Annotated in this window: 17 protein-coding genes and 1 pseudogene; all 18 read right to left on the bottom strand. The window is 58.9% G+C overall.

From position 1 onward, the window contains the following. Positions 1-132 precede the first annotated feature (132 nt). The 18 genes and pseudogenes from D3M70_RS00305 to D3M70_RS00220 all read right to left on the bottom strand — a co-directional run bounded on the left by D3M70_RS00305 (position 133) and on the right by D3M70_RS00220 (position 15838). Entirely contained in the window at positions 133-3960 is a 3828-nt protein-coding gene (locus D3M70_RS00305; RefSeq protein WP_120123393.1) for a phage tail protein, read from the bottom strand. Positions 3961-3970: 10 nt separating this feature from the next. After that, on the bottom strand, positions 3971-4597 hold the full coding sequence (locus tag D3M70_RS00300) for a tail assembly protein (protein WP_120123391.1): 627 nt from the start codon (positions 4595-4597) through the stop codon (positions 3971-3973). 56 nt (positions 4598-4653) lie between these two features. Continuing rightward, the gene (locus tag D3M70_RS00295) at positions 4654-5004 is read right to left on the bottom strand and encodes a hypothetical protein (protein ID WP_120123389.1); all 351 of its coding nucleotides are present in this window, start codon (positions 5002-5004) and stop codon (positions 4654-4656) included. Between the two features lie 106 nt (positions 5005-5110). Then, a pseudogene (locus D3M70_RS00290) lies at positions 5111-5787 on the bottom strand (C40 family peptidase); the annotation flags it as partial. 63 nt (positions 5788-5850) lie between these two features. Then, positions 5851-6549: a phage minor tail protein L gene (locus tag D3M70_RS00285; RefSeq protein ID WP_120123385.1), complete on the bottom strand. Its 699-nt coding sequence runs from the start codon at positions 6547-6549 to the stop codon at positions 5851-5853. Next, on the bottom strand, positions 6549-6887 hold the full coding sequence (locus D3M70_RS00280; protein WP_120123383.1) for a phage tail protein: 339 nt from the start codon (positions 6885-6887) through the stop codon (positions 6549-6551). Before D3M70_RS00280 ends, D3M70_RS00285 begins: the two co-directional genes overlap by 1 nt. Beyond that, complete coding sequence (locus tag D3M70_RS00275) at positions 6887-9769, bottom strand: phage tail length tape measure family protein (RefSeq protein ID WP_120123382.1); 2883 nt, start codon at positions 9767-9769, stop codon at positions 6887-6889. The genes D3M70_RS00280 and D3M70_RS00275 overlap by 1 nt, the downstream gene beginning before the upstream one ends. A 10-nt stretch (positions 9770-9779) precedes the next feature. Further along, entirely contained in the window at positions 9780-10028 is a 249-nt protein-coding gene (locus D3M70_RS00270; RefSeq protein WP_120123380.1) for a DUF1799 domain-containing protein, read from the bottom strand. Between the two features lie 62 nt (positions 10029-10090). Continuing rightward, complete coding sequence (locus D3M70_RS00265) at positions 10091-10474, bottom strand: phage tail assembly chaperone (RefSeq protein WP_120123378.1); 384 nt, start codon at positions 10472-10474, stop codon at positions 10091-10093. Between the two features lie 3 nt (positions 10475-10477). Further along, positions 10478-11131 carry a phage tail protein gene (locus tag D3M70_RS00260; RefSeq protein ID WP_120123376.1) on the bottom strand — a complete coding sequence of 218 codons (654 nt, stop codon included), beginning with the start codon at positions 11129-11131 and terminating at the stop codon, positions 10478-10480. Positions 11132-11200: 69 nt separating this feature from the next. Then, positions 11201-11611, bottom strand: coding sequence for a phage tail terminator-like protein (locus tag D3M70_RS00255; RefSeq protein WP_120123374.1), 411 nt, complete (start codon positions 11609-11611; stop codon positions 11201-11203). Continuing rightward, on the bottom strand, positions 11608-12042 hold the full coding sequence (locus D3M70_RS00250) for an HK97 gp10 family phage protein (protein WP_120123372.1): 435 nt from the start codon (positions 12040-12042) through the stop codon (positions 11608-11610). Before D3M70_RS00250 ends, D3M70_RS00255 begins: the two co-directional genes overlap by 4 nt. Then, entirely contained in the window at positions 12042-12431 is a 390-nt protein-coding gene (locus tag D3M70_RS00245; RefSeq protein WP_120123370.1) for a hypothetical protein, read from the bottom strand. Before D3M70_RS00245 ends, D3M70_RS00250 begins: the two co-directional genes overlap by 1 nt. Further along, positions 12431-13414: a hypothetical protein gene (locus D3M70_RS00240; RefSeq protein ID WP_120123368.1), complete on the bottom strand. Its 984-nt coding sequence runs from the start codon at positions 13412-13414 to the stop codon at positions 12431-12433. Before D3M70_RS00240 ends, D3M70_RS00245 begins: the two co-directional genes overlap by 1 nt. After that, positions 13411-13932, bottom strand: a complete 522-nt coding sequence (locus D3M70_RS00235; protein WP_120123366.1) for a DnaT-like ssDNA-binding protein — start codon at positions 13930-13932, stop codon at positions 13411-13413. Before D3M70_RS00235 ends, D3M70_RS00240 begins: the two co-directional genes overlap by 4 nt. A 43-nt stretch (positions 13933-13975) precedes the next feature. Beyond that, entirely contained in the window at positions 13976-14362 is a 387-nt protein-coding gene (locus D3M70_RS00230; protein ID WP_120123363.1) for a hypothetical protein, read from the bottom strand. Between the two features lie 12 nt (positions 14363-14374). Continuing rightward, entirely contained in the window at positions 14375-15334 is a 960-nt protein-coding gene (locus D3M70_RS00225; protein WP_120123361.1) for a DUF2184 domain-containing protein, read from the bottom strand. Positions 15335-15352: 18 nt separating this feature from the next. Continuing rightward, positions 15353-15838: a hypothetical protein gene (locus D3M70_RS00220; protein WP_120123360.1), complete on the bottom strand. Its 486-nt coding sequence runs from the start codon at positions 15836-15838 to the stop codon at positions 15353-15355. Positions 15839-15848: the final 10 nt, after the last annotated feature.

Raw genomic sequence — 15848 nt, 5'->3', positions numbered from 1 at the left:
GTGTAGCTGCCAGTCCTGTTTGCCGAGGTAATAACTATTGTCCCGAAAAGCCTGGTTATGCGATCAGTCAATTCCAGAATGACCGCCCCGGTGTCGGGGCGACGAATCCTTAATCCTGGCATATTTGCCTCCCTAGGCCATACTAAGTTCTACCACCGTGACAGCGCCGGAAACCATGTAAAGCCCACCCTCATTAAGCTGCAGGTATTTTCCATTTGTGGCGTTGTTCCTGATAAGTATCTCACCCAGATTGAAGTTGATCGTCATCCGTGGAGTCCCGTAAGTAGTCTGATTCTGGGAATACAGTTCGGAACCAACGACGCCATTGACGACGGCCAACTTGCTGATAAATGCATCGCGGATAAATGTCTGATTACCTACTACGGCAAATGGCGATGTTGCGTAATCCGCCCCCTGAGTTGTTGCGATCACAAACTGGTCAGCTGCGATGACAAACCGAGACTGAAACACCCCGCTAGCGTTACTCAACCCAAGTCCAAACCCAGCCCAGGTGAAGTCGCCAGCGTTATTGGCCTGGAGCTTGACCTGATACGAGATGTCAACCTGGTTCTTCAGGTTAGTGGCGGTGCCGTTTGCGGTATTCGCCGTTGTGTTCGCCGCATTCGCCGTACTGTTGGCCGTGTTTGCGGTGTTCTGGGCCACGATAGTTGCAGACTGTGTGACTTGGATAGCCGCGCTTTGCTGACCCACCTGAACTGCGATCGTTTCGGTTCTCAGACCTTGGGCGTAATCCCCCTCAATGATCGCTGACTGAACGGAGTAAACCCCGACGTAGGTTTGTTCAGAACCTGCATACGATGTTGTCTCCCCCGCCATTGTCGGGTTGACCTGCGCATAAACACCATTGATCGCCTGAGCATTGGCGTTGATCTGGTTTCCCTGGTTGTTTACCGTGCCGCTCAGGCTGTTGATCGCGCCCGCCTGAGCATCCAACCCCGTGGCCGGGTCGTTGATCTTGTTGCTGATCGACGTTATGGCTTGCCCCTGGGCAGTGAGGATCTGTCCTTGCTGGGTGACGGTCGACCCCATTTGCTGAACTGTGGTCGAGCTGGCTTTACTGTCAACGTCAGTACGCAGGCCTTGCAAGGTGCTCGCCTGCGAAGACAACGTCCCGTTGATGTTGGTGATGTCCGTTTTGCTCTGCTGAACCTGCGCGGCTACGGCCCCGAAGTCGTTCGTGACAGTGCCCACGTTTTTCCAGTACGTGGCATTGGGCGGTCCGTTCGTGCCGTCTGCCTTGGCCGGGACTGCTTGAATCGCTGACCACAGGTTGTTGCCGACGCGCACGGTGTTGTATCGAGCGTATGCCGCGTTGGGGTCGTAAACTCCCCCGCTGACGATGTCATCGATCTGACCCTCCAGGTCAGAGATTTGCTGATCGACGTACACCTGCGTGGCCTTGCCATCAATCTCCGATTTCAGGTCCTGCCCGAATTGGTCCTTGGTCAATTCGCCGACGAGCAGATCGAGTATCGGGGCAGCGTCAGTGCTGGAAATAGCCGAGACCACAGTTCCGTTGGATGGATACCATGGGCCAATGTTGCCTGTGCGGTCGACCAGACGTGCCCAAAAGTAGAAACGCACGCCCGCACGCAACCCCTGAAGGGTGTATTCGGATTGCGGATACGCCAGATCGCTGAGCTTTGTCGCGGCCGCAAGATCAGTCGCAGGGCTGTACCAAATCTCCGTTCGTTGAGTGTCTTCTGCACCTGGCGGAAAAGTCCATTTCAGCTTGATGCCGAAGAGCAGTCCAGTAGCCGTCAGAGATGTCACCGCCGGCGGCAAACCTTCCTTGCCGTTGAGCAGTGTCGGCTCGGAATACGCCCACAGCGACGAGTTTCCATTGACGCCAACAGCCGATACCCGAGCCGTGTAGGTGCCGGTGTATATCCCCGACACCTCGATCGACGCCGTGTAGGTAATCCCTGCATAGATCCAATCGCCCGAATCCTTCTTCCACCAGACCTGATAGCTCTGTGCGCTGCGTGCGGGCTCCCAGGTAATACGCATGGTTGCGATCGTCAAACCCTGCTTAACGGCCTCGTAGGTCGACAGCTGGATATTGGTCGGCATCGCCTGTGCCGCATTCGGAAGCGTGGTGGTTGGCGGGATTACTATCTGTGCACCACTGTCGATAGCCGCGAATTTGCTCGCGTTGTGCTGAACCGCGACGACATCGTATTGAAGCTTGTCGTCCCCGAAGTTCTCGGTGATGGTCAGAATTCGATAGGTTTCGGGCACGACCTCGGCGGTCTCGATCGCATAGACTGACTCGGTTACCGGAGCCGCGCTGAAGTTCTCGGTGACGGTGATCAAGCGACCGGCAACGGTTTTGATGACGCGAGTCTGCGCCGTGCCGTTCGGCTGGATAACAACCAGCGTATCGCCGGCGGCGACAGTCAGGTCATCGTCAACAGTGACGCTGTTCGTGGTCGAAGCCTTGACCCGGCCGCCGATTGGCTTGCCCGCGTAGTGCTGGTCTGCAACACGGATGATCTGGCCAGGCCGTGCGAGCACGCCGTCCAATCCAACACTGAATTGAATGGTGCCGGTTTCCAGCTGGTTGGTCAGCAGCGTGTAATGGCCAAGGCGCTGAGCCTGGCCTTGCGATACGCAACCGAACGCCGTGATTTCGGTTTCGCGGATTCCGTAGCGGGCGATGGCCTTTGTGTTCGGCACGTACTCGACTTTTTGTGCGCCGAAGTCGTCCCGATCACTCCAGCTTACTTTCGCAACGCTGAAGCGAGTAGACCCGGACGACCCCGGGCGGCTGAAATATCCGTCGATGACGTTGGCATTGGTGTAGGTGTACACCGGGTCATTTGGCATATCCGCGGACGCGACTACTTCGCTCCCGGCGTAATAGGCCATGCCGCGAAAAATGCTGGCCAGATCTTGCAAGACCTGGAGCGCATCGGCGCGCGACTGCAAGTAGAGGTTGCAGGTGAAACGAGGCTCCTGCCCGCCCTTGCCGTCCGAGACCATCGCATCGCAGTACTGCGCGATCTGATACAGCTCCCACTTGTCGACGTTGTCGCTGTTGATGAAGCGCCCCAGCCCGTAACGATCATTGATGATGATGTCGCGGTATATCCACGCCGGGTTATCAGTCCATGCCAGTTTGAACGTGCCATCCCAAGTACCCGTATAGGTGCGCGATTCCGGCGCGTAGTTGCTCGGTACCTGGATGATGCGGCCTTTGATACGGAAAGCGCGCTCGGGGATGTTCGAAAACTGGCTCGCATCGATCTTGATCCCAACCAAAGCGGTGTAGGGATATTGCAGCTTGGCGTCGATGACTTCGGTGTAGCTGACGACAGTCGTGGTGTCGCCGATCTTGGCATCGGTGTAGTCAGGCGTGGTGCGACGGACGCGGATAGACCAGCCTTCTTCGGCAGCCGGGAGGTCGATCCGATGAGAGCGCTGATAACCGGTGGTGGTTTTGCCGTTAAACGCCGTGGTGATGATCGGAACGTAATCAGAGCCGTCCGTTGAAAGCTCGACCACATAGTTCACAGTAAAGCCGTTGGTGTCACCGTCGCTGTTCTGCTGAAAGAGCGCAGACGCGCCGAGTCGCAGACGCACACCCGACAACTGCAGATTGCTCAGGCTCTGCGTCCACGGCTGAGAGGCTTTCAGTTCAACTCCAACCGCATGTTCGGTCTCTACAGACGGAAAGCCGGTGATGTAATCCTGATCATGCTCGCCAAAGCGCTGCTCCCAGGTGACGCCGGTGAAGTTCATGGAGCCGTCGGTGCCTTGAATCGGCGTTTCATCCAAGTAAATGGAGCGAAGGCCGTCAACCAACCCAACGATAGGCCCCTCGCTGACGGCGTCCAAAATGTTCGCGTAACTGGTGTTGATCAGGCTGTCCGGGCTTTCTACAGGCGTGTGGCTGCTTTCGCTGCCTTTGGAGCCGCGAACGATGGTGTCGGTCATTGGAAAGCCCTTACTGTTCGTCTTCGGCGACGATTCCCAGTGAAATCATGGCGGAGCCCACGGTCATCTCGCCGTAGCACAGCGGTACCGGGTTGCCTTGGGTGACGGTGTTCTTGATGCCTGAGAAGTTGTAGCTCGGCTGGTTGTCCGCAGCTTCGCTGCTGTCAATGCCTGTTTGGGTGCCCGTGATCATTTGGGCAATGCCGCCGATGGCGAGAGAAAAGCCGACTGCGCCCACTACCGTCCAAGCCGCAGCCCCCGCCGCAGAGCCGTACAAGGTGGCACCTCCTGCAGCCAGGCCACCTGAGAAATAGCTTGCTACGGCGATCAATACGACGCCGATGACAGTTTGCAGCCCCCCGCCGCTCTTGCTCCCTTGCACTACTGGAGCTATACGAATGTCGTTGTGGCTGGGAGGATCTCGTAATTCGCCTTGACTCAAGTTTCTGCGCCCATAGAAAACTGCGAAATCCAGACCCATATCTTTGGACGTTAACAAGAATTCGTTGAAGCCCTTGTGCAGAACGCCAAGTGCGCGAATAGCCTCTGCTGCTGAACTGACCGCGATGCGGTGTACGCGGCCGAATCTGGCGCCAAGTTTCCCGTAAAGCCTAACGGTCCGAAGTCGTTCAGCCATTTTCCCCACCCATAAAAAAACCCGCCGTGGCGGGTTTGTGTTTGTTGGTCAGCTTCTCACAAGCAACTCTTTAACTCGGGCTGAAGCTTTCGTGATATCCATGTGTCGCCCACCTCGTAATACCGAGCTGAGGTTTTTGAACCAGCGCTTTTCAGGTCAACGAAATACTCGTTGCCTCCTGTGGTCACTGTAGTCCCGCCATCCCGGCCAGGCTGAATGCTCACCGCTGGCGCACTCCCAGCAAGGCTGGTGTCCTGCCAGGCGAAGAGCACGCATTTAGACAAATCGCTTTCTGACTTCGCCGACGTATAAGTTGCTGCCGGGCCCTTTTCTCGCATTTGGCTGATCGTCGGGGACACGCAGCCCGCCATCAGGGCAACTGCCAGCGCCCCTATCAAAATTCGCATGATGATCCCTCATTGAGAAAGGGCCGAGGGTAGCACCGGGCTGTCTGCCCATCCAGTGTGGACAAACGATCAGTAACGGACTTGATACACACCGGAGTAGCGCCGCTCACTGTTTTGCTTCTTTGTGCCTGAGGACCAGACGTGTGGCTTCGGTCCAATACCCGCCGTACACATCACGTTTCGAATCACGGCCGTACAGGTGATGCAGGATCGAACCCGGCACCGGATGATGATCAGGCTCGGTCTTGAGCATGCCATCCGCAAGGTAGATGCCTGCGTGATTCGGGACTGGCGAGCGAACCTGCATCAGGATCAAATCGCCTTGATGCAGGTCTGCAGGCCCGACTTTGACGAAGCCAGCACCCTCGAAATTGTCGGTGTAAAGGTCCTTCCCTTCGTTCCACCATCCATCTTCGCGGTCGTATTCCGGTAGGGTGATGCCCATCTCGCGCTGGTAGTAATCGCGCACCAGTGAGTAGCAGTCGAGAACCCCGTGCCTGAATTGACGCCCAATCAGTGGCGCCTGATAGCCACTCGGCTCATGTATCAGATGGCTGACCGGCTCACCCTCACGAACTTCGACGATCAGCCAGGGCAGCCCAGTTCCTTCCATCGATACTCGATCTGCATGGCTGAGGCGTGCTGACTGTCCGGGATGGCTGTGGACGATGGCAGCAATCTCGCCCTGGTCTTCGGCAAAGGCCCACGATTCAGCGCTGATTTTGAAATCGTCTTCCGGCTTTTCGGCGGCGTTTTGGGCCGGGACATATTTCTTCGCTCGACNCGACGCTCTCGCGTGGTCATAGATTGCTTTGACGGTGTCTTTCGAGAGCCTCATTCAACACCTCAATATCCAGCGCTCGGGTATGAGCCATAGCGCAATGGGTTGTTTGCGCCGAAGCGCAGCTTGCAGCCAAGAAGAGTGCCGGAGCACATGTCCTTGGCAGGGTCATCGGTCGGCACGTCCTTGTCAGTGAAGTAGGCCGAGCCGGTGTAGCCACAGTAGGCGCCCCGGTATCCGCCGATCACCAACCACTGGCAGCAGTTGGCAACGATCTGGCGCCCTGGCAGCTTCCGGTCGGTGGCGATCAGCGGAGACTTGAGAATGAAGGTCGCGTTCGACGCGTCCGCTGCTTGCTTCTGGTCGATGGTGTAGACGTCATCCGTGAAATGCTCCTCCGGATTCGCTTCAGGGTTTCCACCCGGGAAGTTGACGGCATCGAGGTAGCGCCCCAGCGTCCGGTGGCGAACAACCTTCGCGTCGATCAAATCCTGATACGTAGCACACAGAGCCGTGATGAATCCGGTGACATTGCCTACGGACAATGTCGGGTTGCTTTGCTGCCCCTCCCCGGTCATGCCCATGCCATCTACCTTGATAGGCCAGGGCGAGTACTCCACGCCCTGCCAGGTGATCCCTCCAAGCTTGGTGTAGCCGTGGAAGTAGTAGATGTCGCCAGCGATCGCGCTGAGGTCCAACTCAAACAGCTCAACGTACTGCCCTGCCTCAAGCTTCTGGACATCTTCGTAAATGCTCTCGGCCATCAGGTCACCTGGTAGGTCTGTTCAAAGGTGGCAGTGAGCGACCATGCGTTGCCGCCCAGATCCGTCGGGGCAAAGCTGTCACATGTGAAGTAAAGGGGGCCGTCGAATGGCGTTGCCCAGATGAATGCCTTGTACCCCTTCTGGGCCCGAAGGAACGCCAGAATCGCAGCGATCCGTGCTTTCTCGCCGGTAAACGTCAAGTTCCATGACTGGGTTTCGTTATTGATCCCGTCCGCCGCGCGCTGCTTGTAGCCTTGCCCAAACTGGGCGGAACGGATGCGCTCCGTGAATGTTCCCGGCGCCGACTTATCAGGGCGCCAGGTGAATGTGTCAGCCATTACGCCCTCCCATTGATGGCTTTGCGGATGTTCCCTTGCGGGCCAAGCGACTTCGCCTCCAGCTGCTTGTAGCGAGCCTCGACAAATCGCCCGATCTCGGCGCCGAACTGCTCCATGCCGGAGGTATTGCTGCTTACCTGAGACGTGCCGTCGCCGCTGATTTGGATTGACACGGCGATTGGTGAGGACCCGCCGCCGCCTGCCGCCAGCCCCGGCGACCCACTCGTCAGTGGCGTGACGCTGCCGCCGCTCTCTCCAGTCATCAGGAACGTCTTGCCGCCTTGGCTATAAAGCTCTGGCCCGTTCTCGTTGACCTGATAAAGCGTGTTTGGCGAAACGTCTCCGCCTGTGGCTCTGCCCTGTGGGAAGTAGGTCGACGAATAGCCAGCTTGAGTTGAGCCAGCGGAAGAAGGCGAACCTCCGGTGAAGCTGCTGAAGATGCTGCTGCCGATGGTGGACAGCAGACCGCCAGAGCCATTCGAAGCCCCCGAAAACACACTGGATGCAGCGGCCTGAAGCTCCATTTTGGCAATCATCTTGCCGAAGCTCAGCAGCACGTCCCCGAAACTCTCGTCGGCACCAAAGGCCCAATCCACTACGGAATCGGTCAGGCCGTCGAACAAATTGGTGAAGGCCGTCTTCATCTGCCCGGCGACGTTTCGCCCGCTTTCCAGATAGTTCTGAAATGCTGCCGATGCGCCGCTTTGCCAGTCAGACTGAGCTGTTGTCACCTTGTCGTAATTGGAAAGAACCGTGTCTCGATATTTGCCTTCAGCCGTTGTGAGGGATGCGAGGTCCTTTTCGTAATCTTCCTGACTGTATTTATCCGGAGCGGTTTTGCGTCGATCCAGAAGTTTTGCCCGTTCGTCGTTGAACCTGTCCGTGGATGAGTCAAGACTGCTCTGCAATCCCTGTCGCCGGTCGCTCAGACCAATCGATGCGGCCGCACGATCTCCTTGCAGACCCAGCGCTGCGCGCTGCCGCTCAAGCTGGGCGACGTAGGCCTCCGACGCTGCCTTCGCATTGTTAAGGCGACCTTCCTCGTTGGTCGCCAGCACTGAAAGCGCGGTGTCAGCATCCTGCTGCGCCTTCACCATGCTGGTGCGCGCATCGGCGATCTTCTGGTCGAGCTCAATACGCTGCTGTGGGGTGGTTGAGGTCTTGTCGCGGGTCGCCTCCAGTGCCGATATCTCGGCCTGATAGGCGTTGGTGACCTCTTCCTTCTCAGCCTGAATCAGCGCCGCGCGTTGGGCTGCGTAGGACTCTTGAGAGATGATCCCGGCCTTCTGCTGGGCGTCCAGGTCCTTTTGTGCGTTGCTGTAGGTAGCAGTCAGCGCCTTGAGCTGATTCTGCGTGTCGTTGAAACTGGTCAGATCCAGCTGGTTCGCCGGTCCCGACAGCTTTTTCTCGTACGATTTGCGGATGTCGCTGATGCGCTGCTCGATCTCCACTTGGGAGCGACCAGAACTGAGGCCTTGGGTGCGAGCCTCGGCGATCTCCTTTTCCATCTTTTGCTGGTCGGTCAGGTATTTCAGACCATCTGCCAGCCATTTGTCCTCGCCCGCTATCTGCTGACGGCGGCTCGACTCTTCCTGCCCGGTCAGCGCGGCCTTCTGCTGCTGAAGGTCGACTACCTTCTGGGCTGCCGCGATTTGCTGCTGGTAGTAGGCAACCAGCTTCTGATTGCCCAGTTCCTGTGCATCCTGTAGCTGACCCTGCAACACTTGCAGCCGGAACAGCTCAGGACTGGCTTGCAGGCCGGTTTTCAGTTGATTCCATGCACTGCTGATGCTTGTGCGTACTTCATTCCACGCTCTCGCAAGGCCGCGAGTGGAGTCTTCCATTTCCTTGTTGCGGCGGGTCATCTCATCCGCAACAGCGGTGGACAGGGTCTTGATAGCCCCCATCCGGTCGCCCTGCTCTTCCAGAGCGCGGATCTGATCGTAGGTGGACTGAGTGATGACGCCGTATTTGTTGCTGTACTCGACAGCGAGGTCTGTGACCTTGCCTTTGGTAGAGGACAGTTGATCAGCAATACTTGCCGCGCTTTGCCCGGTGGCGGCCGCGGTCTCGGTCGCTGCTCGAGCAACCTCCTGAAACACCTCGCCGGTCAGCCTGCCATTCTGCGCGAGCGACAGAACTGCCTCGCCAGCCTCGGTGAAGTGCCGACCATCCGCGAGAGTGGTGGCGAACGCGGACAACTGGTCGGCCGTTTTACCGACAACGCCGCCCGTGCTGATGACTGCCTTGTTGTACTCGTTGAACTGAGACTGCGAAGACAGCAGCGCAGCGCCCAAAACTCCTACGGCAGCAGCCGACAGCGTGAATGGATTAACCAGCCCCAGCACATAGCTGCCCATGGCTTTTGCGGCAGCACCTACACCCCCAAAGGAATCCTTGAGCTGACCACCTTGCTGAAGCAGGACGCTGAATGGCGCCTGACCGCCCTGAAGGCTGGTCACAATGTCCGTAAACTGCGACGGCACAGTCCGTAGAGCCGCGGCAGTTTGCTTGGCCGTGTTGCCGGTGCGCGAAAGCGAGTCGTCGAACCTTGTGAGATTCGCGCGAGACTGGTCGATCTTCGCCTGGTATTCGCTAAACGTCGCAGCGTCCAGGCCTACACCCTTGTGCTTTGAAAGCTTGGTTTCCAGCTCATCCAGACGACCCAAAGCCTTAACCGTCGGATCAATTTCGCCCAGCAGGTCTGCCAGCTCATCCGCCTGGCTCTTGATAGCCTTCGAAGCTTTGTCAGCCCCCCGCGCGACACCTTCCGCAGCTTTCTCGGCCCGCCCACCCGCCGCCGTGAGCTTGTCGAGGTCGGAGCTCGCCTGCGCGGCATCGGTCGAATCGACCTTGATCCCGAGTTCAGCAATCGATGGCATGCTCGCTCCGCTATTTCGATTCGCTCATGATGAGCAAGGCCTCGGCCTCCATGACTCGAAGGTCGTGGAAGGCCTCGGTGATTTCTTTGCGCTTCATGCCGAGCATGGAGGCAGTGGGTGGAATGGCGGAATAGTCGAGGCCGATGGCGCCGCCCATACCGACACGCCACTGAGTGGACATGGCCTCGAACAGCCTGAAGGCCGGCCAGGCATCGGCCAGCACCTCATGCTCAACCTCTGGGAGATCCGCCCTGGTCATGCCAAAGGCGGCCAGATCCGCATCAGACGGTCCGGACTCGTACAGAATCCGGGCCGTCGCCGTCAGTTTCCCAAGCGGGCCGGTTGGTATGCAGCCTGGTAGGCATCCAGCACGGCCTTGGGCGCGCCCACGCAGGTGGTGACCAGAGCAGTGATGGATTCGTCGCTGAACTTGTCGTCGAAGCCCCAGCTAGCCACGATGTCTTTTATCTGGTTGACCTGCATGCCGATCTCGTCAGCCGTCGCCTCCTGCCACGACAGGCCGCCTTCGGTTACCTTCGCTGCATGCTCGTCGCGGGCTACGTTCCACTTGTCGAACAGAGCCGACAGCGCAACGCGGTCCATGTACTTGAACTCGAAATCCACGTCGACTGGCTTGTCGCCCACGCGCGGGATGGCGACCTTCGCTTTGAAAGTCGGGTTCTGGGCAATCTTGATCTTCGGCATGATTTACGCGGCCGCCTGGTAACGAGTTGGGCGGGATGCCAGCGACAGGGTGATGACGCGGGTCATGATGTTGTTGCGGGAAAGCGTCGGGGTCGAGGTGATCGACACGTACGCGTTGTAGTAGATGACCGAGCCGTTCGGCAGGGTCAGGCGGACTACGCGCGGCTCACGATCTTCGTCCGCTGCCTCGACCGGTCCCACGTACGGCAGGGACGGATCATCGGCAACGGTGATCGACATGCTGATCGGCGACTTGGTGGTCGGCAGCTGACGATCATCGGACTCTTCCAGGAATCCGAAGGTGGTGAACTGTTGATCACCGCCGGAGCTGGTGCTGTCGGTGACCTGGCTGATCTGTGCCCAGCCACTTGCGGCGCGGACCGAGCCAACGCCTGAGCCCGCCGTGTAAACGGTGGTCTTGGTGGTGTCGATGCCTTCCATTTCGAAGGTGCCAGAATCAGGATCAGCCACGCGAACGACCTTATCGTTCAAGCGGGTCCAGCCAGAGTTCACGACGACGATGTCGCCTTCGGCCAGACCGTGCGCAGCAGCACTCGCCACAGCCGGGTTCGCGTTGGTGATAGCCGTCACCAGCTTGGCTACGCTGTAGGTCGACGCGATCTCCAAAATGGAGCCGTTGGGAAGAATTGCGCTCATTGGGTTTAGTCCTCGTACAGAAATGAAAAACCCGCACATGGCGGGTTCAGGGTTTGCCCAATGGGCGGGTCAGTTGGTATCGGCGCGGTACTGAAACGACGCAGATACAGTCAGTGTGTTGTCGGCTTGAATCGGAGGGCCGGGCTCGACCGGGGTGAGCACCAGTACCTCGAAGTCACCCTGCCTCAATCGCAGATAGGCCGGGAAAAGGTCGCCAAGGTCATCTACCAGGCCCTCCGCATCGCCAGTGCCGTTACCGGCAGGCGTGACGACATTGATCTGGAACACGCCGGTATAGACGCGATGGTCGCCGGCAAGGGTGTTGGTGTTCGTGCCCGCCGGAAGAGTGAAGGCGGCCAGGTATGTTTCGTCGTCGGTCGGCTCGAAGGTTACGCCCTGGTATGCAATACGCAGGTCGCGCGCGGCAGCCCACGCAGCGAGGCGCTGCTCGAACAGAGAGCGAATAATTCGATGGCTCATATCTGGTTGGCCCTGACGACGTCATCGACGATCTGCTGAAAGCGCGCGAGGGTTACGCGCACCATGCCACTCGGAGCTTTCTGGCTGTGCCCATACTCGAGCGGCACGCTATATGGGAGGTTGTTGAGCAGATACACGGTCTGCCCGACCGTGAAGTCGTTCATGGCAGCAATCAACTGGGCAATGACGACGCTCCCTTCTTTGTCGAAATCCTCGGGGAAGGTTTCAGTATCGGGACTGTCGAACGTAATGTGCCAATTGGCTTTGAAACGACCAGTGTCTACGGGGCTGAGTGCGATGACCGTCTCGCCAACAGCTATCACGACATCCCGAAACGTTTGATCGATAGCCTCAAGCGCGTCGTTCCGGAATATGTTCAGCTGTTCCGAGAACGTGCTTTGCAGGCCCGCGTACTTGTTGGATCTCGCCATCACGCCCTCGCCTGGACTTCAAAGCCAACTGCAACGCCGGCGTAATCCCACGGCTGCACGGCGACTACCGTGTAGGTCACGCCATCAAAAACAACGGTATCGGTCTCAAGCGGCTTCGGCATGTCCTCACCGCTGACCTGAACGGGCGAGACAAGCAACTGAACATCACCTCGGCGGATCAGCGTTCCGTCGATGCTCTTCAGCTCAAACGCATCTCTGAATGCCGATCCTGTGTAGTGGGTGATGGTCACTGTTGGCTTTCCGGTGGCAGGGTCGTAAGCACCTGTCACCTTGCGCGTGAGGGTCATCTCAGCGCCCTTCCCGCCCTTGCTTCTTGGGGCAAGCATTCGCGTAGCCTGAGCCTTCGCGCGGTCATAGATATCAGCCATCACCAGGTCACCCTATAACTGACTGTGCAGCGACAGCGCGCCAGATCTGCCCATTCGGCGCCGTGAGCGGAATCGCCGGGATACATCAGTGCGGCACCGGTCTCCGACTGGAAGAGCTGCCCCATCGTGATCCGCTGGCCACCCAGCAACACATGTGCATGCCTGACTTTCATGTCGCCCTTGTTGCGCCAGAGCTTCTCGATCAGCAAAGGCCGTGTGGCCTGCGACATTAGCTGTTCGTAAAACCGATGAAACCCAGCGTTGTAGGCTTCAAGAGCGTTCCTGTGGGCAACCAAGAGCGCGTGATTCTTCAGTTTCTTGTCCGCATAGGCGGCGACCATGCGCTGTGCATCCGGCGCAGCAATAGGCTTTTTCGCCTCGATCGCCTTGGTGACGATGCCGTCCATGGCCTTTTCACGATCAACACGCCGTAGGTAATTCCTCAGCTCCTCGGCGTCCCCGCTGAGCAACTGCTTCTTGGCATTAATGATGGTCAATGCGTCTGCGCCGGGGATGCCGATCACGCCACCAACGCGCTTGCCTGTCTGCTTGCTGGTTCGACCTACAATGTCCAAGGCTGTCTGGTAAGCAGACTGGCCTGCGGTCCTACCTGCCGCGACGGTCGCGCGCACGGCTTCTGCGCTTTCGGCCTGTAGCTGCTCGACAGTCCGCTGAGCGTTCTGCGTGAGCCACTGCTGGGCTTCCGGCTGATGCTGATCGAACTGAACACGCTTACCACCTGGTGGCTTCTCTTTTGGGGTCGATCCACCTTTGATGTAGGTAGTGCGCAGGGCTTCGATAAAAGCGATCAACGAGCCGAGCCCGACAAGCAGGAGCAACCCATGGTCGTCACCGTCTTCGATCTTCTGCGCAACATCAGCGATGACAGCAGCATCGACGATAGACCGAACCTGATCGAGGTAGGCACGCTGTAACGCTGGGCTGAGCCCATCTATCGCGGCAAGGATGTCGTTCTCGGTCATACCACCACCGCCACCGGTAGCACGTAGCGAGCTACCAGCACCGGAGCGATGATCTCGTCAATGATGCTGATGACAGGCCGCACCGAGGCAGCGCCATCGGCCAGCGTGCCGGTCGCATACTCCGTCTCCAGCGGGCCGACCTTTTCGCGCTTGATGGTCTGGGAGGCTACAAAGTCAGGGCTCAAGCTGCCGGGAGAACTCAGTTCGCGCCATGCGGCCTCGTAAGTGGCGTACTCGACCTCGATCGGCACCGCATCATCCGGCAGCACGTTGCCTTCGTAGTCAGCAGCTCCAGTACGAGGCCACTCACGGGCCTGTGCTCTACCGCCAGTCTTGAGGCCTGGGAAAAGCGAGGCCCACACACCAGATGGCAATTGCTTCCGGTATCGGCCGTCGATGTAGACCGATGCCCGCAACAGTGCGGCCTGCTTCGCCACTTCATCGCCGGTCCACGCAGTGTTCGCGCGCGCAGCGTTGTAGGCGTCGGCAGCAGCGACTGTTCCGTAAAAGTCTGGCATCGGGATGTCTCGAATAGGTGGAGCGGCGAACCGCCCCGGGTTGTTACTGATGCTTGGCCAGTTCAGCCTGCAGTTCTTCGAGGGTGACGTCGTCGCCGACTTCCACGCCTTTTTCCTTGAGCTGAGCAATCAGCTCGACCTTGGCCTTATCCTGAGCCTCGGCGAGTCGCTTCTGGAGAGTGTCGATGCTGGAGTTTTTCCCAGCTTCAATACCCAGAGCTTTCAGCTTGGCGAGCAGCGCTTCCTTGTCGCTCTCTCCTTCGGCTGACTTTGGCGCAGCGCCAGAGAACTTCAGGAAGTCCAGACGAGAGGCAAGCTTGTGGCCAGCCTCTGTCAGATCCACATCCTTGCTCTCGCCGGGCTGCAAGAACACCACGCCGGTCGCCGAATGCACGCCTTGCAGCGCCTTCGAGTTGTTGGTCACTTTCATGACGATCTCCTATCAGGCTGCTGGAGCGGTGATTTCGTCCAGGTACGCCATGGCGCCCGGTAGACGAACTTCGGTACCGCCGGTGCGGGCAATGATGCCGGTCTCAAAGCCCATGATGGACTTCTGACGGGCTGCCAGAACGCGGCGAGGCATTGGCAGGTGGAAACGCAGAACCTCTGGGTCCTTGCGGTACGCCACCAGACGACCGCCACCGTCCTGAGAAGCATTGCGCGCCTCGCGGATCGGCTGGATGTCCAGCGGCAGACCCGTTTCCGCCGTGTAGATGTTGTTGCGGCGAATATACTCGAGCACGGTCATGAAACCGTCCCCGGCACCCATGCGGCGAGTTGCGACGAGGCGGAACGCGTCGGGCGGCATCCGCAGGGTGTCGGCCCATTCGACCTCGCCACTGTTGGTGCGGATGCTGCCCAGCACGCCGTTGACGTCATCCATGATCTGGTCGACGGTTTTCAGCGCCCAGTAGGTGGAGTTCCCGGTGCCGCTGGCTGCTGCGTCCACGCGCGAAACGTTGCCGTCGTTGAGCAGGCCGGTCCAGTTCTTCTCGGTCGAGCCGCGCATGGCGATGTCGTTCAGCAGACGCTCAACCTTGTCCGCAGCGCTCATCGCCTTGGTGTCGTTCAGGTTGATGCCATACAGCGCGGCCTGGTTCACTTCCTCCAGGTTCCATTCCCAGCCGGAACCGATCATGGCGAAGTCGTGCGAAGCTTGATCGCGGGTTGCCTGGTTGAAAGGCATGTCGGTGCCGGCGCCGCTGAGGAACTTGGCCTCGCCCGCTGTATCGACGGTGAAGAAGGTGGTGCCGATTGCCCATGGCTGACCTTCGGTAACGACCGGCACATGCGCACCGTAGTTGAAGGTCGGGTAACGGCGCTGGTAGACGCGGGTTTCGATGTTCCGGCCTTGAGCCAGGACAAACGGAAACGCGGCCTGTGCGTCAGCAAATTGAGTCATTTTCGCGAGTCCTCAGCCTTAAGCGGCAGCGATTGGGCGCAAGCCCATGGAAATTTCGACGATGTCACCATCGACGCCGGTGCTGTCGAACACGCACTCAGGAAGTGGGCCGACGACGCCAGCACCTGCGGCACCGACATAGCGGTTGGTGGTCGGGTTGTAGTAAACGGCGCCACCATCAGAGACCGCACCACCCGCCTGCACCTTCATTGGGCCTTGGGTCATGAAGGCGCCGGTGAAGTACTGCGGGTAGCCGTCGACCAGAGTCGAGCCGACTGCAACAGGAGGAACGGCAGGGTTCAGAACGGCGAAGCCGATGAACACGCCAGCAGCGAACGGAACAACACCGTGATCGGTGGCGCCACGCTGGACGGGGGCACCGAAGCGGACACCGGCGGCGTTCTCGACGGTGCGGGAGATCTTGTTGCACTTCTCCTCGCTCGCGATCTGGCCGACCAGGCCCTTGGCCGGCGCGTTGCCGTAAGTGTTTTGGTAAGTAGCCATGTCGGGACTC

The organism is Pseudomonas sp. LS-2, from assembly GCF_003605735.1.
In the GTDB taxonomy this organism is placed as follows: Bacteria; Pseudomonadota; Gammaproteobacteria; order Pseudomonadales; family Pseudomonadaceae; genus Aquipseudomonas.
This window is presented reverse-complemented; position numbering and strand designations above follow the sequence as displayed.